The sequence below is a fragment of the Shewanella sp. VK101 genome (assembly GCF_056497865.1).
The window spans coordinates 15,424-41,503 of sequence record NZ_CM151402.1 but is presented as its reverse complement, the minus strand read 5'-3'; the positions used below and the strand labels follow the sequence as shown (position 1 = coordinate 41,503).

The 26,080-nt window shown below is 51.9% G+C and carries 26 protein-coding genes; 12 read left to right on the top strand and 14 right to left on the bottom strand.

The annotated features are described in order from the left end of the window. Positions 1-166: 166 nt before the first annotated feature. On the top strand, positions 167-718 hold the full coding sequence (locus tag ACSHSR_RS00185) for a gamma carbonic anhydrase family protein (protein ID WP_025011812.1): 552 nt from the start codon (positions 167-169) through the stop codon (positions 716-718). On the opposite strand, the gene ACSHSR_RS00180 is transcribed toward ACSHSR_RS00185, so the two are convergent. Both ACSHSR_RS00180 and aroE read right to left on the bottom strand, forming a co-directional pair. After that, complete coding sequence (locus ACSHSR_RS00180) at positions 715-978, bottom strand: DUF1488 family protein (RefSeq protein ID WP_208184311.1); 264 nt, start codon at positions 976-978, stop codon at positions 715-717. The two genes, ACSHSR_RS00185 and ACSHSR_RS00180, sit on opposite strands and share 4 nt — an antisense overlap. Further along, a complete protein-coding gene (aroE, locus tag ACSHSR_RS00175; RefSeq protein ID WP_208184310.1) occupies positions 975-1,796 on the bottom strand; it encodes a shikimate dehydrogenase in 822 nt (273 codons plus the stop codon). Before aroE ends, ACSHSR_RS00180 begins: the two co-directional genes overlap by 4 nt. 125 nt (positions 1,797-1,921) lie before the next feature. Between aroE and ACSHSR_RS00170 the strand changes: the two genes are divergently transcribed. Further along, the gene (locus ACSHSR_RS00170; RefSeq protein WP_025011814.1) at positions 1,922-2,353 is read left to right on the top strand and encodes a group II truncated hemoglobin; all 432 of its coding nucleotides are present in this window, start codon (positions 1,922-1,924) and stop codon (positions 2,351-2,353) included. Positions 2,354-2,386: 33 nt separating this feature from the next. Here the strand turns inward: ACSHSR_RS00170 and hemF are convergent, their stop codons facing one another. The 3 genes from hemF to ACSHSR_RS00155 all read right to left on the bottom strand — a co-directional run bounded on the left by hemF (position 2,387) and on the right by ACSHSR_RS00155 (position 4,536). Continuing rightward, entirely contained in the window at positions 2,387-3,301 is a 915-nt protein-coding gene (hemF, locus tag ACSHSR_RS00165) for an oxygen-dependent coproporphyrinogen oxidase (protein WP_107006258.1), read from the bottom strand. Between the two features lie 25 nt (positions 3,302-3,326). Further along, on the bottom strand, positions 3,327-3,890 hold the full coding sequence (gene tsaC, locus ACSHSR_RS00160) for an L-threonylcarbamoyladenylate synthase type 1 TsaC (RefSeq protein ID WP_107006259.1): 564 nt from the start codon (positions 3,888-3,890) through the stop codon (positions 3,327-3,329). 82 nt (positions 3,891-3,972) lie between these two features. Further along, positions 3,973-4,536, bottom strand: coding sequence for a DNA topoisomerase family protein (locus ACSHSR_RS00155; RefSeq protein ID WP_025889805.1), 564 nt, complete (start codon positions 4,534-4,536; stop codon positions 3,973-3,975). 162 nt (positions 4,537-4,698) lie between these two features. Here ACSHSR_RS00155 and ACSHSR_RS00150 point away from each other — a divergent pair, with 162 nt between their 5' ends. Further along, the gene (locus ACSHSR_RS00150) at positions 4,699-6,456 is read left to right on the top strand and encodes a collagenase (RefSeq protein ID WP_208184309.1); all 1,758 of its coding nucleotides are present in this window, start codon (positions 4,699-4,701) and stop codon (positions 6,454-6,456) included. Positions 6,457-6,661: 205 nt separating this feature from the next. On the opposite strand, the gene ACSHSR_RS00145 is transcribed toward ACSHSR_RS00150, so the two are convergent. The 3 genes from ACSHSR_RS00145 to ACSHSR_RS00135 form a co-directional block, all read right to left on the bottom strand. Continuing rightward, a complete protein-coding gene (locus ACSHSR_RS00145) occupies positions 6,662-7,138 on the bottom strand; it encodes a DUF494 family protein (RefSeq protein ID WP_208184308.1) in 477 nt (158 codons plus the stop codon). Positions 7,139-7,140: 2 nt separating this feature from the next. After that, positions 7,141-8,157 (bottom strand): DNA-processing protein DprA, encoded by a 1,017-nt coding sequence (gene dprA, locus ACSHSR_RS00140; RefSeq protein WP_025889801.1) that lies wholly within the window; start codon positions 8,155-8,157, stop codon positions 7,141-7,143. Between the two features lie 83 nt (positions 8,158-8,240). Continuing rightward, positions 8,241-9,341: a LysM peptidoglycan-binding domain-containing protein gene (locus tag ACSHSR_RS00135; protein WP_025889800.1), complete on the bottom strand. Its 1,101-nt coding sequence runs from the start codon at positions 9,339-9,341 to the stop codon at positions 8,241-8,243. A gap of 126 nt (positions 9,342-9,467) precedes the next feature. On the opposite strand from ACSHSR_RS00135, the gene def reads away from it, so the two are divergent. From def to ACSHSR_RS00110, 5 genes are read left to right on the top strand one after another with little or no spacing between them, the layout of a single operon-like run. Next, on the top strand, positions 9,468-9,977 hold the full coding sequence (gene def / locus ACSHSR_RS00130; RefSeq protein WP_025011820.1) for a peptide deformylase: 510 nt from the start codon (positions 9,468-9,470) through the stop codon (positions 9,975-9,977). A gap of 27 nt (positions 9,978-10,004) precedes the next feature. Next, positions 10,005-10,958, top strand: a complete 954-nt coding sequence (gene fmt, locus ACSHSR_RS00125; protein WP_107353448.1) for a methionyl-tRNA formyltransferase — start codon at positions 10,005-10,007, stop codon at positions 10,956-10,958. Then, positions 10,955-12,253 carry a 16S rRNA (cytosine(967)-C(5))-methyltransferase RsmB gene (gene rsmB / locus ACSHSR_RS00120; RefSeq protein ID WP_479631154.1) on the top strand — a complete coding sequence of 433 codons (1,299 nt, stop codon included), beginning with the start codon at positions 10,955-10,957 and terminating at the stop codon, positions 12,251-12,253. The genes fmt and rsmB overlap by 4 nt, the downstream gene beginning before the upstream one ends. A 9-nt stretch (positions 12,254-12,262) precedes the next feature. After that, positions 12,263-13,672 (top strand): Trk system potassium transporter TrkA, encoded by a 1,410-nt coding sequence (gene trkA / locus ACSHSR_RS00115; protein WP_025011823.1) that lies wholly within the window; start codon positions 12,263-12,265, stop codon positions 13,670-13,672. A 10-nt stretch (positions 13,673-13,682) separates the two neighbouring features. Continuing rightward, positions 13,683-15,125 (top strand): TrkH family potassium uptake protein, encoded by a 1,443-nt coding sequence (locus tag ACSHSR_RS00110; protein WP_123115433.1) that lies wholly within the window; start codon positions 13,683-13,685, stop codon positions 15,123-15,125. Between the two features lie 6 nt (positions 15,126-15,131). Here ACSHSR_RS00110 and speG read toward each other — a convergent pair whose 3' ends face one another. Continuing rightward, positions 15,132-15,665, bottom strand: a complete 534-nt coding sequence (speG, locus tag ACSHSR_RS00105) for a spermidine N1-acetyltransferase (protein WP_025889793.1) — start codon at positions 15,663-15,665, stop codon at positions 15,132-15,134. A gap of 148 nt (positions 15,666-15,813) precedes the next feature. Further along, entirely contained in the window at positions 15,814-16,353 is a 540-nt protein-coding gene (gene hemG, locus ACSHSR_RS00100) for a menaquinone-dependent protoporphyrinogen IX dehydrogenase (protein ID WP_054745270.1), read from the bottom strand. A gap of 228 nt (positions 16,354-16,581) precedes the next feature. Between hemG (ACSHSR_RS00100) and ACSHSR_RS00095 the strand changes: the two genes are divergently transcribed. Then, entirely contained in the window at positions 16,582-16,887 is a 306-nt protein-coding gene (locus ACSHSR_RS00095) for an ArsR/SmtB family transcription factor (RefSeq protein ID WP_025011827.1), read from the top strand. 267 nt (positions 16,888-17,154) lie between these two features. Here ACSHSR_RS00095 and hemG (ACSHSR_RS00090) read toward each other — a convergent pair whose 3' ends face one another. From hemG (ACSHSR_RS00090) to pepQ, 4 genes are all read right to left on the bottom strand, one after another. Further along, on the bottom strand, positions 17,155-17,682 hold the full coding sequence (hemG, locus tag ACSHSR_RS00090; RefSeq protein ID WP_208184307.1) for a menaquinone-dependent protoporphyrinogen IX dehydrogenase: 528 nt from the start codon (positions 17,680-17,682) through the stop codon (positions 17,155-17,157). Then, complete coding sequence (locus ACSHSR_RS00085) at positions 17,682-19,139, bottom strand: TrkH family potassium uptake protein (RefSeq protein ID WP_025011829.1); 1,458 nt, start codon at positions 19,137-19,139, stop codon at positions 17,682-17,684. Before ACSHSR_RS00085 ends, hemG (ACSHSR_RS00090) begins: the two co-directional genes overlap by 1 nt. 64 nt (positions 19,140-19,203) lie before the next feature. Beyond that, on the bottom strand, positions 19,204-19,818 hold the full coding sequence (locus ACSHSR_RS00080) for a YigZ family protein (RefSeq protein WP_107006263.1): 615 nt from the start codon (positions 19,816-19,818) through the stop codon (positions 19,204-19,206). Next, positions 19,811-21,133 (bottom strand): Xaa-Pro dipeptidase, encoded by a 1,323-nt coding sequence (gene pepQ, locus ACSHSR_RS00075; RefSeq protein ID WP_208184312.1) that lies wholly within the window; start codon positions 21,131-21,133, stop codon positions 19,811-19,813. The genes ACSHSR_RS00080 and pepQ overlap by 8 nt, the downstream gene beginning before the upstream one ends. A 236-nt stretch (positions 21,134-21,369) precedes the next feature. On the opposite strand from pepQ, the gene fadB reads away from it, so the two are divergent. From fadB to ACSHSR_RS00060, 3 genes are all read left to right on the top strand, one after another. Beyond that, positions 21,370-23,520, top strand: a complete 2,151-nt coding sequence (gene fadB, locus ACSHSR_RS00070; RefSeq protein WP_208184306.1) for a fatty acid oxidation complex subunit alpha FadB — start codon at positions 21,370-21,372, stop codon at positions 23,518-23,520. Between the two features lie 21 nt (positions 23,521-23,541). Then, complete coding sequence (gene fadA / locus ACSHSR_RS00065) at positions 23,542-24,705, top strand: acetyl-CoA C-acyltransferase FadA (protein WP_044735608.1); 1,164 nt, start codon at positions 23,542-23,544, stop codon at positions 24,703-24,705. A gap of 197 nt (positions 24,706-24,902) precedes the next feature. Then, positions 24,903-26,030, top strand: a complete 1,128-nt coding sequence (locus ACSHSR_RS00060) for a diguanylate cyclase domain-containing protein (protein ID WP_025011831.1) — start codon at positions 24,903-24,905, stop codon at positions 26,028-26,030. Positions 26,031-26,080: the final 50 nt, after the last annotated feature.

The window sequence follows — 26,080 nt, the reverse complement described above, 5'->3', positions numbered from 1 at the left end:
TGCCGCTGTGCCGTGTCAGTGGGAGCGCATTATAGGGAGCCTGAACTTTTGTGCAAGGGCTTTTTATAAGAAAACTGCTGTTTTTGGCTTATTTGCCGAGAATTTGTCCTGACCTGCCACTTTTTAATCTTTATAATGGCGAAAACCATTCATATAAGGACTTTTTATGGCCAATTCTCTCAGATCTTACCAAGGTACCAAGCCAAAGTTGGCCGAAGGCGTCTATGTTGATGAAGCTGCGGTTCTGGTAGGTGACATCTTTTTGGATCAGGACGCCAGCGTTTGGCCTATGGTGGCTGCCCGGGGTGACGTCAATCATATTCGCATAGGCAAACGCAGCAGTGTTCAGGATGGCACTGTCCTGCATGTTACCCGTAAGTCGCCGGCCAACCCAGAGGGACACCCGCTGCTCATCGGCGATGATGTCACCATAGGGCACAAAGCCATGCTTCATGGTTGCAAGGTAGGTAATCGTGTATTGGTTGGCATGGGAGCCATTATTTTGGATGGCGTCATCATCGAAGACGATGTGATTTTAGGTGCAGGTTCGTTGGTGCCTCCCGGCAAGGTGCTAAAGAGTGGCTTTCTCTATATAGGCAGCCCGGCCAAGCAGGCGCGCCCCTTGACCGAGGCTGAACGCCAATTTCTGCCACAATCGGCAGACAACTATGTCCGCCTTAAAGATGAGTACCTGGCCGAGCAAAGTAGTACTGACTAAGGTAACTCTATCTCACCGGCTCCATTGAAGCACTCCTGCTCAATCAGCGCCTCGGCTTCATCTTCGAAGTCGAAGCGCCACTGTTCAAACATGCTCAGGATCTCTTGCTCTTCAAGAACAACCTTGCCACTTAGTTGCTGCATACGTTGTAAGCCAACATAACAAGGAATATTGACCCCTTGCTGCTGTGCCATAAACATGAGCCTGTTTGATTCGGCTTGCCACTGACACAAGTCGCTGAAGATGATCCCCTGATTCATGAGGCCTCTCCTTTTAATTCTTGTCGCAAACTCTCGAGTACAGGCTCAACTTTGGGCATGACACCTCGCCATAAATAGAAACTTCTAGCCGCCTGCCCCACTAACATTCCTAAGCCATCCAGTGTTTTTGCCGCCCCTTGCTCGGCAGCCCAGCGATTGAACGCAGTTGTATGTGCCGAATACATCATGTCGTAGCAATAGCTATGATTGGCAACCACGGTTACGGGAATATCCGGTAGCTCACCATGCAAACTGGCAGAGGTGGAATTGATAATGAGATCATAACCCTCATAGAGCTCATTTCGCCTCAACGCCTGCAATTGCTGTGGCGCAATAGCCGCCAACACTTCGGCCTTACTGTATGTTCTGTTGTAGATATCAATATGGCCGACACCGGCCGCCAGCAGAGAAAGCAGCCCCCCCCTGGCAGCCCCACCAGCGCCGAGCAGCAAGACCTTTTTATCTTGCAGCGCCAGGTAACGACTGAGATCGGCCACCAAGCCGTAGCCATCGGTATTGTCGCCCCGAATTCTGCCATCATCCAGTTTAATCAGGGTATTCACCGCGGCGGCGGTTTCGGCTTCCTGGCTCAACTCATCACAGAGTTTAAAGGCTTGTTCCTTGAAAGGCACAGTGACATTGGCGCCCTTCCCCCCGGCAGCAAAAAAAGCCGTGACACTGCCGCTGAAGTCATCGATTGGTGCCAGAATCGCTTGATAGCTTAGGGCTTGCCCAGTCTGAGCGGCAAAGGCTGCATGGATAGCGGGTGATTTACTGTGATGAATGGGATTGCCAAAGACGGCATAGCGGTCGGTCATCTGTGCTCCAGAGCAATGGAAGAGATATCAGTCTACTCAGCGGCCCAAGGCCAGGCAAGGCTGCCGACCTATGGGGCTTTCAGTGTATACTGACACCAAAATCGACAACAAGATTCAACACAAAAATGAACTGGCTAAAGAAAATTATCAATCGCAAACCCGAGGCCGAACGGGACCCCACCCAGTCCAACGCCTATGATCTGATTGGTGGCGACGAGACGATACGCGCCATAGCCAAGAGCTTTTATCAGCAAATGCAAACGCGGCCGGATACTCAGGAACTCCTGTCCATACATCAGGCTCCGCTGGCACAATCGGAACAGAAACTATATGAATTTCTCAGCGGTTGGTTGGGAGGGCCTCAGCTGTATCAAGCCAAATATGGCCACCCGGCGCTGAGAGCCAGACACATGCCGTTTGCCGTTGATGAAAGAATGCGCGATCAGTGGCTGTTATGCATGAGGGCCTCGCTGGAGGCCAATCTGAAGGATCCTGAACACAGGAAGGTGATTTTCAATGCTATCGCTCAGTTAGCTGACCATATGCGTAACCAATAAGCCAAAGAAAGGCTTATTGGTTACGCTCACTAACTATTCAGTGAGCCAATCCCTGGGGTGCAAAAAGTCACTGTATAGCTTGGCTTCGGCAGAGCCGGCTTCAGGTTCATAGGCATATTGCCAGCGAACCAAGGGCGGCATCGACATGAGTATTGACTCGGTTCGGCCGCCGGTTTGCAGCCCAAACAGCGTTCCTCTGTCATAGACCAGGTTGAACTCTACATAGCGACCTCGGCGATACAGTTGGAACTCGCGCTCACGCTCGCCATATTCGGTATCCTTACGCCGCTCAACAATGGGGGCATAGGCAGGTAAGAAGCCATTTCCGACAGCTTGCATGAAAGCAAAGCAGTGCTCAAAGCCACCTTCATTGAGGTCATCGAAGAAAAGGCCGCCGACACCTCGGGTTTCGTTTCTGTGTGGCAGGAAGAAATACTCATCGCACCATTTTTTGTACTCGGGATAAACCGCTTCGCCGAAGGGCTCACAAATCGCTTTGGCTTGCTGATGCCATTCGCGCACATCCTCGAGGAAAGGGTAATAGGGGGTCAGGTCGAAGCCACCACCAAACCACCAGACGGGATCGGCACCTTCTTTACGGGCGATAAAGAAGCGCACATTGGCATGGGTGGTTGGGATATAGGGATTAAGCGGGTGGATAACCAGTGAAACCCCCATAGCTTCAAAGCTTCGTCCGGCCAGCTCAGGCCTGTGTGCCGTAGCCGAGGCCGGCATGGCTGCGCCTTCTACATGGGAGAAGTTCACCCCGGCCTGTTCAAACACGCCACCGCCGTTAAGTACCTTACTGATCCCGCCACCGCCCTCGGCCCGTTTCCAGGAATCGGTAGCAAACTCAGCTTTGCCATCCAGTCGTTCCAGTCCTTCACAAATCTGTTGTTGCAGTTGCATCAAGAATGCTTTTACCTGGTGGGAATCAGGTGCCGTCATGCTCGCTCCTTCTTGCTTGGAATTATTAGCCATTACGCAGGATCTGGCCGCTGCGAATATCTATGATGGTGGAAGGCTGGCGCTGCTGCCCCAACTCCCCTTCGATAAGGGCATCTATCTGCCCGGCAAAAGTTGTTTCAATATCATTCACAGTCAGTGCCGGCGGCTCACCCGCCAAATTGGCACTGGTGGATACCAACGGCTTACCCAAGGTATCACACAATTCCCTGACAACCGGATGGGCCGACACCCTGACGGCTATAGAGTCAAAATGGCCACAAAGCAGTTGGCTCATTCCCTGACGCACCGGCATGACAAAGGTAAAAGGTCCGGGCCATTTGGCAAAAGCCTGCTGCAGTTGCTCATCACTCAGTTGAGACTCGTCCAGATAGGGTTGCAACTGCCGATAGTCACTGGCGACCATGATAAGCCCCTTGTGCCAGGGGCGCTGTTTGATGTCGAGAATTCGGGAAACGGCGGCTTCATTATCGGGATCGCATCCCAAACCATAAACAGCTTCGGTGGGATACGCTATGACCCCTCCATCCAGAAGCAGTTGCTTACTCCCGGCGGCGAGCAAGTGCAGCATTGAGTGTACCTTTTATAGAGACAAAGACGGCTGGGCGCCCTCGGCGACAGCGGAGGTGATTATAGTCACATATTGAGCCGGATCACAGAGTTCGCTTGTACTTACATTCCTTACGGGGACATTCCAGTCTGTCGCCTGCAGCGCCCTTACGTTCTACCAGAATACCGAAACCGCATTCAGGACAAGCCTCTGCCCGAGGAGGAAAATTCACCAGAAACTTGCACTTGGGGTAGTTGCTGCAAGCATAAAAGCTCTTGCCGAACTTGCTGGTCCTATGCTCAAGCACTCCGCTATTACACTGAGGACAAGGCACTTTTTCAGCCTCTTCCTGCTGATCGTGTCGCTCGATATGAGTGCATTGTGGATACTGGGTACAACCAATAAAAATACCAAAGCGCCCCGACTTGACCGCTAACTCGTGGCCGCACTGGGGACACTCGGAGCCGGGAATAGGCTGAGAGTCGATGGATTCGTGCTGCACCAAAGGCCGGGTGTAATCGCACGCTGGATAATTATTACAGCCAATGAAGCCACCATGCTTACTGTGGCGTACGGAGAGCTCACTGCCGCACTTGGGACAAAGTTCATATTCTTTTTCGAGCGCGTGCGCCCGAGCATTGAACAACTGCTGGTCTATCTTGGCCATGACACATCTCGCTATTAAAAGAGTTAGGCGAACATTTTACCAGCGCCACACGGATAAAGGGAGCCTGCAACTGGAGTCATCAAACAGCAAAGGCAAATGGGGCTGGGATCTCAGCACGGATGAAGATATATTGTATCCAAAATAACAAAAAGGACCCTCTCTATGCCTCTGCTCACAACTCCAGGAAAATCTCTCGCTTCCATACTGATGACGCTAATGATCAGCGCCTGCGCTGGCCACACACAGACCACGAATCTGTCCCCCGCCATAGCGACAGCTTCCCATGAACAATTACTGCAACACTCGGATGCCCTCTATAACCCAGTGCAATTGCAGCATGTGCTCGCGTCACTACAAAACACAACGGATATGACACAGTGGCAGCAAGGGCTGTTTTATTTGAGGGGATACAGTTATTTCGGTCCCTTCGATAAATTGACCGATACAGATTTTCAGGCCATAGCCGACGCGTTGGCAAGGTTGCCGCAACAGGCAAACTTTTCTATGGATGAGCAGTTTGCCGTAACCCTCTATCTCTATTTCACCAGCGACCAGCAAGCCGGAAAACTTGCACCACTACTGCCGAGGCTCGCCCGCCAGCTGTCTCGATTGGGTAAACAAACTGCCAGTGACGCCAGAGACTATGCATTATGGGAGACAATTCGAGCCTATGGATTTCTACTTAATCAGAGCCGACAGCGGCTCGATGGCCAGTTGAACAAGCTGCTGTTGCAACAGCGCCTCGACGCAGATCTTTTGGGTTTTGTAGCTGGCGACAGATCACCATGGGAGCGGGAAAACGCATATTGGGCCCTGGCCATGTATCGCCTGGCACTGACCCCCAGCAAAGGCAAACAAGCTGACGATGCCCCGACTCCAGAACAACTGGCTCTGGATAAACAGCTCGAAGTCCTGGCACTCAAAGATATTGCCACCAGAGGTGATGCCGGTAAAGACAGCTACACCTTGGGATACCATGTAAACCACTTTGGTGGTCAACTGAGTTGCCAAGAGAAGACTCAGCTTTGCCGCATACCGGACTTACTCTCTGTACTACCGCAAAGACATAAATGTTCAGAGTCTCTATTTATCGTCGCCCAGGATCTCAGCACCGCTGAATTTGCCGAGAGCTGCCAGCGACTAACGTCCCAGGAAAGCCATTTCCACTCTTTGCTCAAAACAGAGCAACAACCTACAACCAACGATCACAACCAGGCGCTGCAAGTCGTAGCTTTCAAAAACTGGAGCCAGTACAACGCCTATGGGCAGTTGCTGTTTGATATAGGTACAGACAACGGCGGCATGTATATAGAAGGTACACCACAGCAACCGGGCAACCAAGCCAGCTTCTTTGCCTTTCGCCAATTCTGGATCGCTCCCGAGTTCGCCATTTGGAACCTGAACCATGAGTACGTCCACTATCTGGACGGACGTTTCGTCAAATATGGTGGCTTTGGCCATTTTCCAGGCAAAATGGTGTGGTGGGCCGAAGGCTTGGCGGAATATATCTCCAAGGGAGAAACCAACCCCAAGGCTATTGATTTGGCCACTGAAGCCCTGGAACAGAAAAAGGCTTTGGACTTGGCGAGTATTTTTGCCACCGAGTACCAGGACGGCCAAGATCGTACTTACCGCTGGAGCTACTTGGCTATCCGCTTCCTGGCTGAGCAAGAACCTCAGGCGCTCGTTCGCCTGAGCCAAGCCTTGAAAATGGATTATTTTGCCGGTTATGAGCAGGAATTGACGGCCTTAACATCAAAGGAGCCTGCTTTCCAGCAATGGCTGCAACAACTGGCCCAAACAGCCAAAAACAATGACGCGGATACTACCCCATCAATACGCAAGCTCAATAGGTACAGCTATCGTGACTACCTGCAGCCGGCACACTTGAGCAGCAGCGGCCGTCATCAACACTACTGACAATGTCGTAATCGGATGCTTGATTCAGATAAGAAAGTGTTTGGGAAGGTGCCGGCAAGTCTGGCGCCTGTATTGCCAAAACATAAGAATATGAACAAAAACCGGCTTAGTTGCGGAATGGTAGAAATAAAAAGGGTCGCTTAATGAAAGCCAAACCGGGCAGCTAAATCCGGAAATTAAGCTGCTGCGGCATAGCTAAAACAAATCAGGAGTGTAATCGACCTTCTTCGGGTTGCTCGAAGATAAGATCTTCCATCTGCTCATAGGCAGACTCATTACCGGGAGCATTGAACAATACCATCAGAATCACCCACTTGAGGTCTTCCAACACCATGGCTGGCTCGTCCAATTCCATCACCCTATCAATAACCATCTCCCGGGTTTGCACATTCAGCACCCGAATCTGCTCCAGGAACAACAGGAAACCACGGCACTCGACGTCCAGTTTGTCCATTTCATCTTTGGTGTAGATGCGGAAGGAATGTTGAGTATGCCCTCTAAGGTAAGGAGTATCACTCTCTTGCAGTTCGGCCAACCGCTCAAGCCAGGAAAGCGCCTTGATGATTTCGGACTGATGGAAACCGGCACGGGTGAGTTCTTTGGTCAACTCATCTTCGTCGACCAGCATTTCAACTTCACTATGAACATAGTTTTCAAACAGATACATGAGGATATCAAACATGGCTATTTCCTCTTAAGTCTAACGTAACCACCGGGTACTGCGGCAACCCAACCTTGCAACTCAAGTTCAAGCAATTGTTCCAACACCAGATCCAACGTTATTCCACTATGCTCAACCACAACATCCAAAGGTGTGGTCTCATAATCTACACTAGCTAACAGCGTTTTAAATGGCAACTCAGAGTTATCACTTGGTTTTATATGGTGACTCTTGTGCAAGTCTTCAAGGTGGCAGCTACATAAAGGCGCCAACTCTTCCACTATATCGGCCACAGACTCCACAAGTTTTGCCCCATTGCGAATTAAATCGTGGCATCCCTGGTGTTCATCGCCCATAACGGAACCCGGAACCGCAAAGACTTCTCTGCCTTGTTCTGCCGCCAAACGAGCGCTGATCAGTGAACCACTGCGCCGACGAGCTTCTACCACCAAGGTTCCCATTGCAAGGCCGCTGATTATACGGTTTCGTTTGGGGAAATTCCCGGAAAATACACCGACAGAAGGCCAAAGTTCACTGATAACAGCGCCATGTACTTGAATATCATCATAAAGGGCTCTATGCCTTCGAGGGTAAATTTCGTCAATTCCGGTTCCCAGTACTGCGATAGTCTTGCCGGTTGACGATAAGGCTCCCCGGTGAGCAGCGCCATCTATGCCGGCAGCCATACCACTGCATACGCTGATGTTCAAGGCATCCAGTTCGGCGCCCCACTGCCAGGCGAGCGACAAACCGGCGCGGCTGGCATCGCGGCTGCCGACCATGGCCAGCGCGGGTTGCAGCAGGGTTTCAACCTGTCCTTTGACGAACAAAATCGGAGGAAAATCTGGGATATGTTTCAACAATGGCGGGTAAAAGGGATCATCGGGGCAGATTAGATATCTGCCCTCTGCACCCTGCTGCCATTGCAAGGCTTGGTCAACTTTTTCAGGAGCCAACTCCAAGCGTTGGAGCTGTGTCTGGTTTATTGGCAAAGACTGGGGTTCATGTTCCAGCCTCTGTCTCAACTCAGCCACATCCATGTGCAAGAGTAATTGCCTTATCCGGAGGGGTCCCAGTCCAGATACCGCAGCGACAACCAGCCAATCAACCAGACTATTATGCGTCATTCACCTTTCAGTAATATGTCAGGCTTGACCAAAAGGTCATCAACCCTGACAGGGCTCTCGTTCACCATGATGAGCCCGAGAGCTGTCTTGTCGAATACCTTGAACACCATTACCTGACCGCGATAGAGGTCGGGCAGTTTAACGGCATTGTCTGAGCCCATCTTGGCCATCAGGTTGTCGTAAGCAGAGCGTTCGGTCGGCGGCACGGGGATACCATCGCCGTTGATCACCACTTCGGCACCGTCCTTGTAGATAGAGAACACATCGCCAGGCTCTACGCCTTCACGGCTGCCCCGATCCAGATAAAACACATCCAGTTTCCCCATGGCGCGAATTTTACGTTCAGATGCCAACACCTTGGCGCCCTCGGTATCGCTGGCCTTGGGAATAAAGTAGGCAGACAACAAGGAGTCATCTTCTATCGCCAACACTCTGAAACCGGCTTTGGTTTCGCGGAAATTGTTGAGCAGCTTCACCTTGGAAACCTCACCCGACTCCACCACTCGGCCGCTGGCACTGAGGATCACTTCCTGACCCAGCAACTCACCGGTTTCCTTATTGGTAAATTCGCGCCCGGGCTGATACATCCCGACTTTATCGCCTTGTGGCAGATTGGCCTGGATATAGATGATGTCGTCCATCACATGGTGACGGGAATCTCTTTCTCCCCCCAGCACCATAGGTTGTTCCTTGAACCACTCGGGGTCGACCACCCGGTTTTGCACCAGGTAGGGTTGAATCAAGGCCAAATCGACCGCGGGAATGGCACCGCCTTTGGGTTGAACCCTTCCGGCCGGGCTCTTGCGAACATGAGGTTTATTGACCAGCCGGGGTTCTCCGTCGATAAACACCAGTGTTAATCGATCGCCGGGATAAATAAGGTGTGGATTGGCTATCTGGGGATTGGCGCCCCAGAGTTTGGGCCAACGCCATGGGTCTTTGAGAAACAATGCTGATATATCCCAAAGGGTATCGCCTTTCTTGACCACATAAGTATCAGGATGACCGGGTTTTAATGTCAGGGTATCTGCTGCAACGAAGGCGCAATTAAATGTCAGTAACGCGAGTAAAATTAACCGTTTCATGGGGGCTTCCATGTTGTCTGGCTCATTAGTGAGAGCTTTTGCTGTTATTGATAGCCGCTAAGGATTAAAATTAACGCAATAGCACAAGTCAGTATAACCAACTGGCACGGATTTGACAGACTTGTTAAGAGTTTATCTATGGCCCTGTTAAAAGTATTACGATTCCCCGACGAGAGATTACGCACGATTGCCCAGCCCGTGACAGAATTTGATTCTGCACTGCAGACGCAAATCGATAATATGTTCGAGACCATGTACGAAGAAAAGGGTATTGGTCTGGCTGCAACTCAAGTCGATTTTCATAAACAATTGATTGTGATGGACTTGCAGGACGATGTCGAACGTCCAAAAGTCTTTATCAACCCCCAAATTATCAGCGCAAGTGGCGACTTCTGTAATGAAGAGGGTTGTCTGTCTGTACCCGGTATTTATGCCAAGGTGGATAGAGCCGAATTTATTACCGTGACGGCGCTCGACCGTGATGGCAATGAATTTACTATTGAAGCAGACGGTTTATTTGCCATCTGTATTCAGCACGAGATGGATCATCTAAAGGGCAAGCTTTTCGTTGATTATCTGTCACCACTGAAACGTCAGCGGATCAGACAAAAGCTGGAAAAAGCGGCACGTCAGGAAGCTAAAGCCTGAATTAATCCCGAATAATTAGGATCTATTTTGAAACCACTGAAGATCATTTTTGCCGGAACTCCGGACTTTGCAGCGCGCCACCTGCAGGCGCTGCTGGACTCAGAGCATCAAGTCATTGCCGTCTATACCCGAGTGGATAAGCCCGCCGGACGAGGCCACAAGCTAACCCCAAGCCCTGTCAAGGCGCTGGCGTTGGAACACGATATTCCCGTCTATCAACCCAAGTCGCTGCGCCACGAAGAAGCCCAGCAGGAGCTGGCAGCTCTTGGGGCCGATATCATGGTGGTGGTCGCCTATGGCCTGATCCTGCCATTGGCAGTGTTGCAGGCTCCCCGCCTGGGATGCATCAATGTTCACGGCTCTATTCTGCCGCGCTGGCGCGGTGCGGCGCCTATCCAAAGGGCATTGTGGGCCGGGGACAAAGAAACCGGGGTCACCATAATGCAGATGGATGTCGGTTTGGATACCGGAGACATGCTGCTCAAGACCTCGCTGCCGATAGCCGATGACGACACTTCAGCAACCCTGTATGAAAAACTGGCCCAACAGGGACCAGTGGCACTGATCCAAGCTCTGCAAGGTCTGTCCGAAGGCAAGCTAACCGCCGAGCCACAGGATGAATCACTGGCCAACTACGCCGAAAAACTCAGTAAAGAGGAAGCCCGTATCGACTGGCATAAGGCTGCCCGCAATCTGTGGCAGGAGATCCGCGCCTTTAACCCATGGCCGGTGAGCTACTTTGAATGCCAGGGGCAAAATATCAAGGTCTGGCAGGCCGAAGTGGAAGAGTCAGCCGAGCAGTTTGAGCCGGGCACAGTGGTGCGCGCCGACAAGCGAGGGTTAGCTATTGCCACTGCCGATGGCTTATTGGTGTTGAAAAAGGCGCAACTGCCAGGGAAAAAACCGCTGGATATCGCCGATATTCTCAACGCCAGGGGCGAATGGTTCCAGCCCGGAAAAAATTTGGCTCAAGCATCATGAGGCAGAATCTCAGAGCTCTTGCCGCCAAGGCCATCTTTCAGGTGCTGGAGCGGGGCATGTCCCTCTCGGTTGCCCTGCCCGAACAACAGCAGCAGCTTCACAGCGGCAAAGACAAGGCGCTTTTGGCCGAGCTTTGCTATGGCGTAATGCGCACCCTGCCACAACTGGACAAGAGAGTCAGCGACTGCCTCAGTAAACAATTCAAAGGGAAACAGCGTATCGTCCACCAACTGCTTCTTGTGGGTTGTTACCAATTGTATTTCACCCGGATACCGGCCCATGCAGCCATTTCGGAAACTGCCGAAGCCTGTCGTCAGCTGAAGTTTGAAAACCTGGTCAAGGTAGTCAACGGCGTTTTACGCAATATCCAGCGAGACAATAGCCCACTGGCCACAGATAACCCTGTGCTGGAACACAATACGCCCAACTGGATCCTCAAGGCGCTCACTTCAGCCTATCCGGAAAACTGGCAACAAGTGGTGCAGCAGAGTCACCAGCGGCCGCCACTGTGGCTGCGCAACAACCGTTTATCCCAAAGCCGTGAGCAATATCTGCAACACTTGGCAGAAGCCGAAATTGTCGCCACTCCAGGTCAGGGGGAAGACAGTATATTGCTCGAGCAAGCCTGCGATGTCACCACTCTGCCCGGCTTTGGCGAGGGCTCAGTGTCTGTGCAGGATGGTGCTGCTCAATGGGCCGCCGCCCTGCTGGCACCTCAAGCGGGCGAAACCATTCTCGATGCCTGCGCCGCTCCGGGAGGCAAGAGTTGCCATCTGCTGGAGCTGTGTCCGGACATGGAGCTGGTGGCGGTCGACAACGACAACAAACGGCTGCAGAGAGTTGCCGAGAACCTGCAAAGGTTGCAACTGAATGCCAAGTTGGTGCACGGCGATGCCGCAAATATTGCTTCATGGTGGCAGGGTGGCAAGTTTGATCGCATATTACTGGATGCTCCCTGCTCGGCTACCGGCGTTATTCGGCGCCATCCGGATATCATGTGGCTGCGTAAGCCGCAGGATATTGAGGAGTTGGCCAAGGTGCAGCAACAGATATTGGATCACTGCTGGCAATGGTTGAAGCCAGGCGGTGTACTGTTATACGCCACCTGCTCTATCCTGCCACAGGAAAACCGCGATCAAGTTGTCGCCTTCCTGGAGCGTACGCCAGATGCCCGGCTGGAAGCTATCACTCAGGCAGACCAGCCAGATGCGATAGGCTGGCAAATCTTGCCCGGACAGGACAATATGGACGGGTTTTATTACGCGCGAATCGTTAAGTCGAAACTTCAGGGATAAGACGAGGCCATGAAAATAATCATCTTGGGCGCAGGTCAGGTCGGTGGCACCCTTGCAGAAAACCTGGTGGGTGAAAACAACGATATCACCATAGTCGACAGTGACAGAAATCGCCTTAGGGCACTGCAAGACAAATATGACTTGCGGGTGGTTGTCGGTCACGGAGCCCACCCCGGCGTCTTAAAAGAAGCCGGCGCCGAAGATGCCGATATGCTGATCGCTGTAACCAACAGCGACGAATGCAACATGGCCGCCTGTCAAATTGCCTATACCCTGTTTGGCACACCAACCAAGATAGCCCGTATTCGCTCAGAGCAGTACTTGGGGATGCAGGATAAACTGTTTATCGACAGTGAAACCAAGAGTAATGAACCTCGTACCCGGGGTGGTTTCATCATAGATGAGCTGATTGCCCCCGAGCAGTTAGTAACCGCTTACATACAACGCTTGGTAGATTACCCTGGGGCTTTACAGGTTCTGGAGTTCGCTGAAGGAAAGCTGAGCCTGGTGGCTGTTCGCGCCTATTATGGCGGCCCCTTGGTGGGTAACGCGCTGGCCGCACTGCGCGAACACATGCCGAATATTGATACCCGGGTAGCGGCGATTTTCCGTCAGGGACGGCCGATTATGCCCAGGGGAACCACTATCATAGAAGCCGATGATGAAGTGTTCTTTGTCGCCGACAGTCGCCATGTGCGGGCAGTGATGAGTGAGATGCAGAAGCTGGACAACAGTTACCGCAATATCATGATCGCCGGTGGCGGTAACATAGGTTTGGGACTGGCCAAGAAGCTACAGCGTAATCACTCGGTCAAGTTGATAGAACATCGTCAGGACAGAGCCGAGGCGCTGTCGGAAAAGCTGGAAAATACCACGGTATTCTGCGGTGATGCTTCCGATCAGGAACTCCTGATGGAAGAGCACATAGATCAAACCGATGTGTTTATCGCCGTCACCAACGACGACGAGGCCAATATCATGTCGGCGCTGTTGGCCAAACGTATGGGTGCCAAGAAAGTGATGGTGCTTATTCAGCGTGAAGCCTATGTCGATATTGTTCAGGAAGCTAATATCGATATCGCCATTTCGCCGCAACAAGCCACCATCTCGGCCTTGTTGACCCATATCCGCCAGGGGGATATCTGCAACGTATATTCACTGCGCCGAGGCGCTGCCGAGGCGATTGAAGCCATTGCCCACGGTGATTCCAGCACCAGCAAAGTCGTCGGCAAACAGATAGGCGAAATCAAGCTACCACCGGGTACCACCATAGGCGCCATAGTCCGCGATGATGAAGTCTTGATGGCCCACGATAAGACAGTTATCGAACAGGGAGACCATGTCATTCTCTTCCTGGTGAACAAGAAGTTTATCGGCGAAGTGGAAAAACTGTTCCAGCCGAGCGCTTTCTTCTTCTAAGGCTCTGGCCATGCTGAATTTTCGCCCGCTACTATTCATCCTAGGCCTGTTTTTGTCCATGCTGACGGCCTTTATGTTTATTCCACTCTTCTTCGCCCTGTTTTACGGCGAAGAAACAGTGGCAGCCTTCATGGCATCGGCGCTGGTCACAGGTACTGTCTCCAGTATCTGTATGCACAGGGGCCAAGGGCAGCAGCTTAATCTGAATATCCGCGACATGTTCCTGCTGACCAGTCTCACCTGGTTTATTGTCAGCTTGTTCGCCGCCATGCCCTTTACCCTGTATCACGGTATTGGCTATACCGATGCCTTCTTTGAAACCATGTCGGGGATCACCACCACAGGCTCCACTGTACTATCCGGGCTGGACGGCATGGATCACAGCATTCTTGTCTGGCGTTCGCTGTTGCAGTGGCTCGGTGGCATAGGCTTTATTGTGATGGCGGTGGCCATTCTGCCGTTTCTCAACGTAGGGGGGATGCGGCTGTTCAGAACAGAATCCTCAGATTGGTCCGATAAGGCCATCCCCCGCACCCAGAGCCTGGCCAAATACCTGTTTCTGGTGTATCTGGGGCTGACAGTATGCTGCGGTTTGGCTTATCACCTGGCGGGGATGAACTGGTTCCAAGCGCTCAACCATGCCATGACCACGCTCTCCACTGGGGGCTACTCGACTTCGGACAGTTCCATGGCAGCCTTTCCCAAGGCGGCGCACTGGGTCGGGGTGGTATTTATGGCGGCCGGTGGCCTGCCGCTGCTGATGTTTGTTCAGAGTCTGCAGCAACGTAGTATCAAGGTCTGGAATGATGCCCAAGTGAAAGGCTTTATTCTTTTTCTGCTGCTGGTGTCTTTCTCTCTGGCTTATTGGCTCTACAGTTCGCGTGAAATAGCCTTTATTGACGCCCTGCGGCTCTCGAGTTTCAACGTGGTTTCCGTGGTCACTACCACAGGCTATGGCCTGACCGACTATGGCAGTTGGGGGGCGCTGGCAAATATCGCTTTTCTGTTCCTGATGTTTGTCGGCAGCTGTTCAGGTTCAACCTCCGGCGGCATCAAGATATTCCGCTTCCAGATCGCCGGCGCCATCATGCGCGAACAATTGAAGCAGCAGTTTCATCCCAACGGCATTTTCCGCGAACGCTACAACAACCGACCTATCAATGAAGAGATTGTGCGTTCCCTGGTGACCTTCGCACTGCTGTTTATGCTGGTTATCGTGATGCTGACGCTGGTGTTGGTGCTTTGTGGTCTTGACCCTGTCACCAGCCTGTCCGGCGCAGTCACGGCAGTGACCAACGTCGGCCCAGGGCTTGGCCCTGTTATCGGCCCAGCAGGCAACTTTTCCAGCCTGCCGGACTTGGCCAAATGGGCACTGTCGATAGGCATGTTACTGGGCCGCTTGGAGATCCTGACTGTCGCCGTCTTGTTCCATCCCAGCTTCTGGAAATACTGATATTATCTATGGGTGAATTTTATTCAGCTGTAGATAATCGGCCTGCAGGACATACATGCGTTTGACATCCGAGTATTGGCCGTTGATAAAGATCTCCTGCACCAGATGGCCTTCCTCTTTAAAGCCGCACTTCTGATAGAGTTGTAACGCCTTGTCATTCTCCAAGGCCACATGCAGATAAACCTTGTATAGGTTCAGTATGGTAAAGGCATAGTTTAGCGCCTTGTTAACCATGGCCCTGGCGTAGCCTCGCCCCTGAAACTCAGGCGCTATGATTATCTGAAACTCGGCATTGCGATGAATGTCATTGATCTCCACCAGCTCAACCAGACCTATGGTCTGCTGCTGAGCATTTTCTGCGATAAAGCGCCGCTCTGTCTTATCGTGGATATGCTTGTTGTAGAGCTCTTCAAGCTCATCGAACGATTCATAGGGCTCTTCAAACCAGTAAGCCATAATGATGCGGTTGTTATTCAGCTGATGAATAAACCTCAGGTCTGTTCTTTCCAGCGCCCGTAGGCGAATCTCACCGTCATTCATGACACCTCCTAAAGTCGTGCCAATGAAGCCAGCCATATTAAGCGGACAACAGGCACACAGATAGTGAAAGTTAGTTTACCTTGCAGCCCTTTTCCACACATACACAAAAGCGCAGTACCAGGACTGCGCTTTGAAAACATTGCCTCTATCAGGAAGCCAAGTCACTCAGGTACTCGGCATAGTGCTTTACGTCTTCCCAGTCCGTGTAGTCGATAACCGTCTTGGGATCGGTTGGCCCCCCCGTCATCTTCATGATCAGCCGGATCATAAAGCTGTCCAGCCAGCCCCAAGAGGGGTAATCCACCTTACCGGCGATAATCTTCACATCCTTGGGCTTCCAATCCGACAGGGCAATAAACTTCTGCAGATACTTGTTGTTTTCCGGGATCCGTTTCTCCGGCTTGCGAGCCACCACATTGACGGAAAAGAAACTGAGTCCTTTCTCTGCCAGCACCTGTTGGTGTTTGCTGCAAAAAGCGAACACGCTCTTGTCGTAGGTACCATAAAGCACACAAGCACCGAGGACCACGACATCATATTTTTGCCAGTCGATGTTTTCCGCCTCAGCCGCAGCCAAATCCATGCTGTCACACTCATGGCCCAACTGCTGTAGCCTTTCGGCAATACAGCGACTGATCTTGGCAGTGTGGCCACCACGGGAGAAGTAGAGCACAAGAATGGATTTCATAAGTTCGCCTATTGAGTGTCAGTAACTTAAATTGTGTGGCTTATCGCCCGGATTGAACAAGTTGAAAGATCACATAATCGGCTTCAACCCGTGAGAATATTGCCGCAAATTGCGCTGTATCGGTATTTTTCAGGCTAGAATTGCGATCCAGATAAAAGACTGATGATTGTGCTCATCTCCCCATTCAATTAGAATAACCTAATCAAAAGGCGAAGAGGTTCCAAGCTGATGCAAAAAGATATTGATGTCGCAGCCATGCTTTCCAATGCGGAAAACGCTGCCAAATGGCTCAAGGCCATCGCCAACCCTTACCGCCTGATGATCCTCTGCCTTCTGCTGGATCAAGAGCTGAGCGTCACTCAGCTGAATGAAACCGTGCCTCTGAGCCAGTCCGCTCTGTCACAACATCTGGCGGTACTGCGTGCCGAAGATCTGGTGGCGACCCGCAAGAGTTCGCAGGTTGTTTACTACTCGCTCAAGAACCAGCAGGTCACTGAGGTCATCTCTATTCTGCACCGCAAGTACTGCGCTTAGGGAAGGTGCGAATAAGTCCCATGTGTGCTCTGCGTCGGCTTACGGGCCTGGATGCAAGGCGTGGTTCGCAGCAAATGGCCCTAGTCCTTTGCAAGAAGCACAACACAGCAGGCAGGCTTGTAAGCCACGCCCTTAGGGGCTTGCACAGCAACCGGCTTTCTGCGTTATCCAACCTCGACAGGCCCCGGCATGCCTTCAGTCAGATGCCTTGAACGCCAATTGCTGTGCAAGCCAGAGTGCCACGAGGACTTATTCGCACCTTCCTTATTAAAGCTCGGCAAACTCGGCAGCAAATGTCTTCACCCGCTGCCAATCGGTGAATTCATAAGTACCGCTGGTATCTGTTGGCCCCTTGGTTATCCACATAATCAGCCGAATCATGCTACGGTCAAATAAACCGTAGTTGGGATAGGCTATCTTGCCGGCAAACACGCCTTGCAACTGTGGCTGCCACAGGGATAACTGCAAGAACTTCTGCATATAAGGGTTGGTTTCCGGTGTATTCTTTTCCGGCTTGCGGGCCACAACATTCACGGTAAAGAAGGCGTTCTTCTTGGCGTTCAGCAGCGCATGATGGTTATTGACGAAACGATACAGCTCAGGCCTGTGCTTACCATAACGTATGCTGGCACCCACCAAGATTTTATCGAATGTCGGTAACGTATCGGTTTCCACCTCAGCCAGCGATACCATAGAGACTATCTCACCCGCTTGGCTCAATTCATCGGCCATGATCTGGCATATTGTCTTGGTCTGGCCATCAACGGTCGAGTAAATAATCAGAGTCTTGCTCATCAGTTCTTCCAGAAAGTCGGGGTAAACAACACCAATAAGGTAAAGATTTCCAAGCGCCCAAACAACATGGCAACCACAAGCACGTATTTGGCTCCGTCACCTATGCTGGCGTAGTTGCTGGCAACTTCGCCAAGGCCTGGCCCCAGGTTGTTGAGGCAAGCTGCGGTGGCGCTGAAGGCCGTAATAGCATCCATCCCCATGGCCATCAGAACCAGCATACAGATGACAAACACCAGAGCATAGGCGGAGAAGAAGCCCCAAACAGCGTCTATCACCCTATCCGGCAACGCCTTGGAACCGATACGAATGGAGAACATGGCCCTGGGATGAATTAGACGCTTAAGCTCGCGCGAGCCCTGCAGTAACAGTAGCACCACGCGGATAACCTTGATCCCGCCGGCAGTAGAACCACCGCTGCCGCCAATAAAGCTGGAAAACATCAACAAAATAGGCAGAAACAGCGGCCAAACATGGAAGCTCTCGGTACCAAAACCGGCTGTGGTGGAAATGGATACCGCCTGAAACAGCGCATGATCCAGAGTTTGTTCCGGTGAGTCGTAGATACCCGAGTGATACAAGGTGGCGAAACAGATAGCGGTCAGCAGTAACTGAATACCGATAAGCGCCTTGAATTCGGCATCACGAAAGTAAACCTTGAAGTTGATCCCCCGGCGGGAAAACGCCGCAAAGTGCAGGCTGAAGTTCACGGCCGCAATCAGTAGAAATACCACACAAATTAAATTGATGGTCGGGCTTTGAAAGTAGCCCATGCTGGCATCATGGGTGGAGAAGCCGCCAATGGCGATAGTAGAAAATGAGTGGCTGATCGCATCGAAGGCACTCATACCGGCGAGCCAGTAAGCACCGGCACAGGCCAGGGTCAACATCAGATAGATATACCAGAGCGTCTTGGCAGTTTCAGCAATCCTGGGGGTCATCTTGGAATCTTTTACGGGCCCGGGGATCTCAGCCCGGTAAAGCTGCATCCCCCCGATCCCCAACACCGGCAGAATAGCCACCGCCAGCACAATGATTCCCATGCCACCAAGCCATTGCAGCAAGTGACGATAAAAGAGTATCGCCTTTGGCAGGTTATCCAGGCCGACAATCACAGTGGCCCCTGTGGTTGTCAGTGCCGAAAAAGATTCAAAAATACTGTCGGCCAGCGACAAGTCCGGCTGTTTCGATAGCAAAAAGGGCAAGGTACCTATGGCACCAAGTACGGTCCAGAACAGCACAACAATCAAAAAACCCTCTCGGGTCTTGAGTTCTGCCTTATGGTGGCGATTGGGATACCAGAGCCAGAAACCGATAAATAGACTGATAAAGAAGGCCTTGATAAAGGCTGTACCACCGCCGTCTTCATAGATAAGGGCCACCAATGCCGGAGGCAGCATAGTGATGGAGAAGAGCCCTATCAGTAACCCGGTAATACGGGTAATTGTTCGGTAATGCATGCCGTTTTTCAATCAGTCCATTGGCCAATAAAACCCAGCATTGTCGCACAAGTTATCAGAGTGTTCACTGTGAAAAATCTATCTTTAACTGGCCTTGGCTCATGGGAGCCAGCTCTTTATTGATGCTTCCGGTAACAGATAAGGGCACGGCCAGTGTCAGCCGAATCTGCTCTGAAAACTCCCGCTCCTCTATCAACACATCAAGCCTCTGCAGCAGATGTTCGACATCGGCCAATTGGTCGTAACGGCAAACCAGATAGCCTTTTTCCCTGAGCATTTTGGTCTTGGTCGCCAGCTTGGGCAACATCTGCTTGAGCCCACTACTGTAGGCACGAACCAGCCCACCCACACCCAACTTGGTGCCGCCATAGTAACGCACGACAACCGCGCCAATCTCGCCTATGCCAGCCCCCTGCAATACCGCCAACATGGGGCGACCGGCACTACCACCCGGCTCGCCATCATCACTCGAACCCATGGCCGACTGCCCCATGGGCGCACCACAAATAAATGCCTGGCAATAATGACTGGCACCGGGATAACGCTGCTTTATCTGTTGTAGTTGCTGTTTAAACTCTTCCGGCGAATGACAGGGAAATACCAGAGAGAGAAAGCGGCTGTGCTTTATCTCCTCTTCATATTCCAACTCCTCGGCCGCAATGGGATAACTTTCAATCAATGAGACCAGACTCTCGAGTCATATTTTCGTTGCCATGGGCGTGAATTATGACATTGTCTTCGATGCGGATCCCACCAAACGGGCGCAAACTGGCGACCATGTCCCAATCCACTAACGCCTTGCGGCCATCTTGTTTGAGTGGCGCCAACAGGCTGTCGATGAAGTAGAGCCCGGGTTCTATGGTTACTACATGCCCGGGCGCCATAGTCCTGGTGCAGCGCAGAAACGGGTGCTCTTCCGGAGGGGCCACATGAGTGCCGCGTTCGTCATTGAAGAAACCACCTACATCATGCACCTGCAATCCCAACATATGCCCCAGCCCGTGAGGGAAAAACGCCCGGGTAATGCCCTGCTCCAGCAGCGTCTCTTGTGAGCCTTTGGCCAGGCCGGCTTCAAGTAACAGAGTCGCCAGCTGTTGATGAGCCAGCAGATGCAGCTCGGTATAACGTTTGCCGGGTCGCAAGTGCTCAATCAGTTGAAGCTGCAGTTGATTCATCGCCTGGATAAGATCGTGGAACCGATTTTTTTCAAAAGCATAGGTACGGCTGATATCGGCGGCATAGCCGTGGAAAGAAGCACCTGCATCGATCAGAAAAGACAACCTCTGCTGTGGGCTTTCATGCTCCAACGCAGTGTAATGCAAAATGGCAGCATTTTGGTTGAGGGCTATGATGTTGCCATAAGGAACCTGATTCTCCCCTTGTGCTATGGCACTTAGATATTGCTGCTGGATTTCAAACTCACTGGCACCACTGTAGAAGGCGTTCTTGGCCGCGCGATGGCCCTTGACCGCAATGCGGTTAGCCTGACGCATACATTCCAACTCGTAATCGGTCTTACAGGCACGATAAAAGTGCATGTAACTCATTACGGCTTCGGGATTACAGTTGTTAAACCCGAGCACAGAAGCCACTTCCAGGTGTTCACCTACATAGGCCCAGCGACCTTCGGCCACAGGCAGGAGGTCCGCCACCTTATCGGCCTTGGTCAAAATACGGATATCAAAACTGTCACACCAAAAACTTTGCGGCAGATCTGTCACCTTATGCCAGAAGTCTTCGGGACGGTAGAAGATCAGTACAGGCTTGTCACGACCATTGACCAGCAGCCAACAGTGAGGTGTTTCCAGTAAAGGCACCCAGGCCTTGAAATGGGGATTCACCTTGAAGGGGTAATCGATATCGTCCAGAAACTGCCTGTGTGGTTGACCCGAATGAATTGCCAATCCAGACAGTCCCTCACGGGCACAAATCTCGGCAACCCTTTGATTAAGAGTGTTTATATGTGATTGATAATGCTGAGCCAGTTGCATAATAAGCCGTTCCTGTTATCTGAAATCAAGGTTCCCCTTGCTATTGGAAGCTGTTCACAGTTACAACAAAAGCCAGTGTGCAGTGTATCACAAAGCTGAAATTTGCAGCTAACCGGTAAGCAATTAAACGATCGTTTAAATTGGGTGTTGTATTTTTCCTTTTTTCGAAGCACACTGAGCAACAACTGGTCAAATGATGGCCTGAGCTGCCCTACTCCTAAGCAATAAGGATGCAAGCAATGATCTACCAAAATTCGATGATTCAGGTTGAGTTACTCGAGAATAATATCGCCCGCCTTTGCTTCAATGCCGAAGGATCGGTAAACAAATTCGACCGCGCCACCCTGACCTCTCTGGATGAGGCACTGGACGCCATCAAAGCAGAATCCAGCGTTAAGGCACTGCTGCTGACATCGGCCAAAGATGCCTTTATTGTCGGTGCCGACATTACTGAGTTCCTTGGGTTGTTCGCCCAGGAAGATGAAGTACTCGTGTCATGGTTGCAGCAAGCCAATGCGATATTCAACAAGCTGGAAGACATGCCTTTCCCAACTGCTTCTGCTATCAATGGTTTTGCCCTGGGCGGTGGTTGCGAAACCATTTTGGCCACAGACTTCCGCATTGCCGACACCAGTGCCCGAATCGGCCTGCCGGAAACCAAGCTGGGGATCATCCCGGGATTCGGTGGCACAGTGCGCCTACCCAGAGTGATAGGTGCAGACAATGCACTGGAGTGGATCACTACAGGCAAAGACCAACGCCCGGAAGCCGCTCTCAAAGTAGGCGCTGTAGACGCAGTAGTGGCTCCAGAGCAGCTCCAGGCCGCAGCACTACAGATGCTACAGGACGCGCTGGCTGGCAAACTTGACTGGCAGAGCCGCCGTCAACGTAAACAGTCGCCACTGACACTGCCCAAGCTGGAAGCCATGATGTCGTTCACCACAGCCAAGGGCATGGTGTTTTCCGTTGCCGGCAAGCACTATCCGGCACCAATGGCGGCGGTTAACGTTGTGGAAAAGGCAGCCGGTCTGGGGCGCGAAGAAGCCTTATTGGTAGAGCATCAAGCCTTTATTCAACTGGCCAAAACTGATGTGGCCAAGGCGCTGATCGGCATCTTCCTCAATGACCAACTGGTCAAAGGCAAAGCCAAGAAGGCCGCCAAACAAGCCAAAAACATTGAACAAGCTGCAGTATTGGGCGCAGGCATTATGGGCGGCGGTATCGCCTACCAAAGTGCCAGCAAGGGTACGCCGATTGTTATGAAGGACATAGCGCAGAAGGCGCTGGATCTCGGCCTTAACGAAGCAGCCAAGCTACTGACGGCCCAGGTAGAGCGTGGTCGCTCCACCCCGGCCAAGATGGCCAAAGTGCTCAACAACATCACCCCATCGCTCGACTACAGCGCCGTCAAAGACGCCAACATAGTAGTAGAAGCGGTAGTAGAACATCCCAAGGTTAAGGCGACTGTGCTGGCCGAAGTAGAGCAGCAGCTGGCTGCCGATGCCATCATAGCGTCCAACACCTCAACCATCTCGATTAACCTGCTTGCCAAGAGTCTGAAAGACCCTTCCCGCTTCTGCGGTATGCACTTCTTCAACCCCGTGCACAAGATGCCACTGGTGGAAGTGATCCGTGGCGAACATAGCTCGGAAGAAACCATCTCCTCTGTAGTGGCCTATGCCAGCAAGATGGGTAAGACGCCGATAGTGGTCAACGACTGCCCCGGCTTCTTCGTTAACCGGGTACTCTTCCCCTATTTCGCCGGTTTTAACGGCCTGCTGGCCGATGGTGCAGACTTTATCGCCGTCGACAAGGTGATGGAGAAACAGTTTGGTTGGCCTATGGGCCCGGCTTATCTGCTGGATGTAGTCGGTTTGGATACCGGCCATCACGCCCAGGCCGTCATGGCCGAAGGCTTCCCGGACCGTATGGGCAAAACAGGTAAAGACGCCATAGATATCATGTTTGGCCATGAGCGCCTGGGGCAGAAGAACGGTAAAGGTTTCTACCAGTATTCTGTGGATAAGCGTGGTAAGCCGAAGAAAGACAAGGATCCTGTCAGCTACGAATTACTGCAGACCGAATTCGGTGAACTCAAAGAGTTCAGCAGCGATGAAATCATCGCCCGCACCATGATCCCCATGATTATTGAAACCGTACGCTGCCTGGAAGAAGGCATAGTAGCCACCCCGGCCGAAGCCGACATGGGTCTGGTATATGGTCTTGGCTTCCCACCATTCAGAGGCGGTGTGTTCCGTTATCTGGATACCATGGGCGTTGCCAACTTTGTCGCCCTGGCTGACAAATACGCCCACTTGGGGGGACTCTACCAGGTGACCGATGGCATGCGTGAACTGGCAGCCAACAACGGTTCTTACTATCAGGCCTAATTTGCGGAAAGGATTTTAACCATGAAACAAGCAGTTATCGTAGATTGCATTCGTACACCCATGGGCCGTTCCAAGGCCGGTGTATTTAGAAATGTTCGTGCAGAGACACTCTCTGCCGAGTTGATGAAAGCCCTGCTGGTACGTAATCCCCAGTTGGATCCCGGCACCATAGAAGACGTTATCTGGGGCTGTGTGCAGCAGACTCTAGAGCAAGGTTTCAATATCGCCCGTAATGCCTCTCTGCTCGCGGGTATCCCCAAGCAGGTTGGTGCTGTTACCGTAAACCGTCTCTGCGGCTCCTCCATGGAAGCCATTCACCAGGCAGCCAGGGCCATCATGACTGGCATGGGTGACACCTTCATCATTGGTGGTGTTGAACATATGGGTCATGTTCCCATGAGTCATGGGGTCGACTTCCACCCTGGCCTGGCAACCCGGGTTGCCAAGGCAGCCGGTATGATGGGACTGACGGCGGAAATGCTCGGTCGCATGCACGGTATCAGCCGTGAAATGCAGGATGAGTTTGCCGTGCGCTCGCACAAACGTGCGCATGCAGCCACAGTTGAAGGCCGTTTTGCCAGAGAGATCCAGGCTATCGAAGGCCATGATGCCAATGGGGCCTTGATCAAAATCGATTATGACGAAGTGATCCGCCCTGAAACCAGTATGGAATCACTGGCGGGCCTGCGTCCCGTGTTTGACCCGGCCAACGGCACTGTTACCGCTGGTACCTCATCGGCCCTGTCCGATGGCGCATCTGCCATGCTGGTGATGGAAGAAGAGAAAGCCAAGGCGCTGGGACTGCCTATCCGAGCTCGTATCAAGTCGATGGCGGTTGCCGGTTGTGACCCATCAATCATGGGCTATGGCCCGGTTCCAGCCACACAAAAGGCGTTGACTCGCGCAGGCCTCAGCATAGCGGATATCGATCTGGTTGAGCTGAATGAAGCCTTTGCCGCGCAATCTCTGCCTTGTGTGAAAGACCTAGGTCTTATGGAGTTGGTCGATGAGAAGGTTAACCTCAATGGTGGAGCCATCGCTTTGGGTCACCCTCTGGGTTGCTCGGGAGCCCGAATCTCTACCACTTTGATCAATCTGATGGAGAGTAAAGACGCGACTTTGGGTCTGGCAACCATGTGTATTGGTCTCGGCCAAGGTATTGCCACTGTGTTTGAGCGTGTCTGAGTAAATATCGCCAAGGCTGAGGGCGTATAAAGCAGCCCCTTTCAAGCGAACTCAAACGAAAACCGCTGCCTGGTCAGTTAAAGCCAAGCGGCGGTTTTTTATTGCCGTCAAATACTCAAGATTCCCCTCGTGATAGTTTGCTCTTAGTCCATTCTTCATCTTTACTTTCAGTAACTAATAACGGTGAAGAGAACATCATGCTCCAGACTGAACAGACACTGTTCGAGCAGATGCGGATCACTGAGCTGGAAATTGACTTCCGCAAATCCCTTTTTAATCTCGGCAGTCAGGACATCAAGGCTCTGCTTTCCTGCAAACCCATTATCGAACACAACATAGACAGGGTCGTAGACAGTTTTTATCAATTACAGACCAGTGTTTCCGAAATAGCCCTTCTAATTGGCGACTCAGACACTCTCGCTCGGTTGCGTACGGCACAAAGAAGGTATGTTATTGATTTATTTAGTGGTGTTTATGACCTTGAGTATGTTAACAACCGTCTGCGTATTGGTTTGGTACATAAACGTATCGGTGTGGAGCCCAAACTCTACTTGTCGGCGGTTCATACTCTAAAGTCGCTGCTCTACGAAGTATTGGCTACATCCATGACTAAGGAGCAAGAGTTTCAGGAAGCGAGAGTCGCCCTGGACAAGTTAATGTTGTTTGATGTGACCCTGGTATTCGATACCTACATTCGCAGCCTGGTTTCCGAAATAGAGAATGCTAAGTACAAGGCGGAGCAATACGCTCTCAGCATGGAGACCAAGGTAAAGCAGAGAACACAACAGTTGGAGGAGCTTTCGCGAACCGATCCCCTAACTGGGCTACTGAACGTGCGCCATCTGCAGGAAATAGCCACCAGAATCCTCCGAGCGGCACAAAGGAGAGCCGAGCCGGTCTCCGCCATCTATATGGATATAGATGACTTCAAAAACTTCAATGACACCCAAGGCCATAGACTAGGGGATGAAGTTCTCTGCACCGTCGCCAATGCGATAAAAAATACAGCCAGATTGGAGGACTGCTGCTTCCGTTATGGCGGAGATGAGTTCTGTATCATACTGCCCAACTGCCGCGAAGATCAGGCCAGAGAAGTATTTATCGACCGACTCAGGCAGTATCTACAACAATCACTCAAAGAGGTTTCTCTTAGTGTCGGTATTGCCGAAACCGGTCCCTATGAATATATGGAGCCCATGGCATTAATCCATCTGGCCGACGAGCGCATGTATGCCTATAAGCGTTCCCGCAAGCAGAATACGACAGCAGAAACCGGCGGAGATCCGGAGACCGAAGATACAGTTAAGAGCTCAGAGTTGGATTAAGCACAGAACTATGTTCCACGTGGAACAATGCGGTAGAGCACAAAAAATAG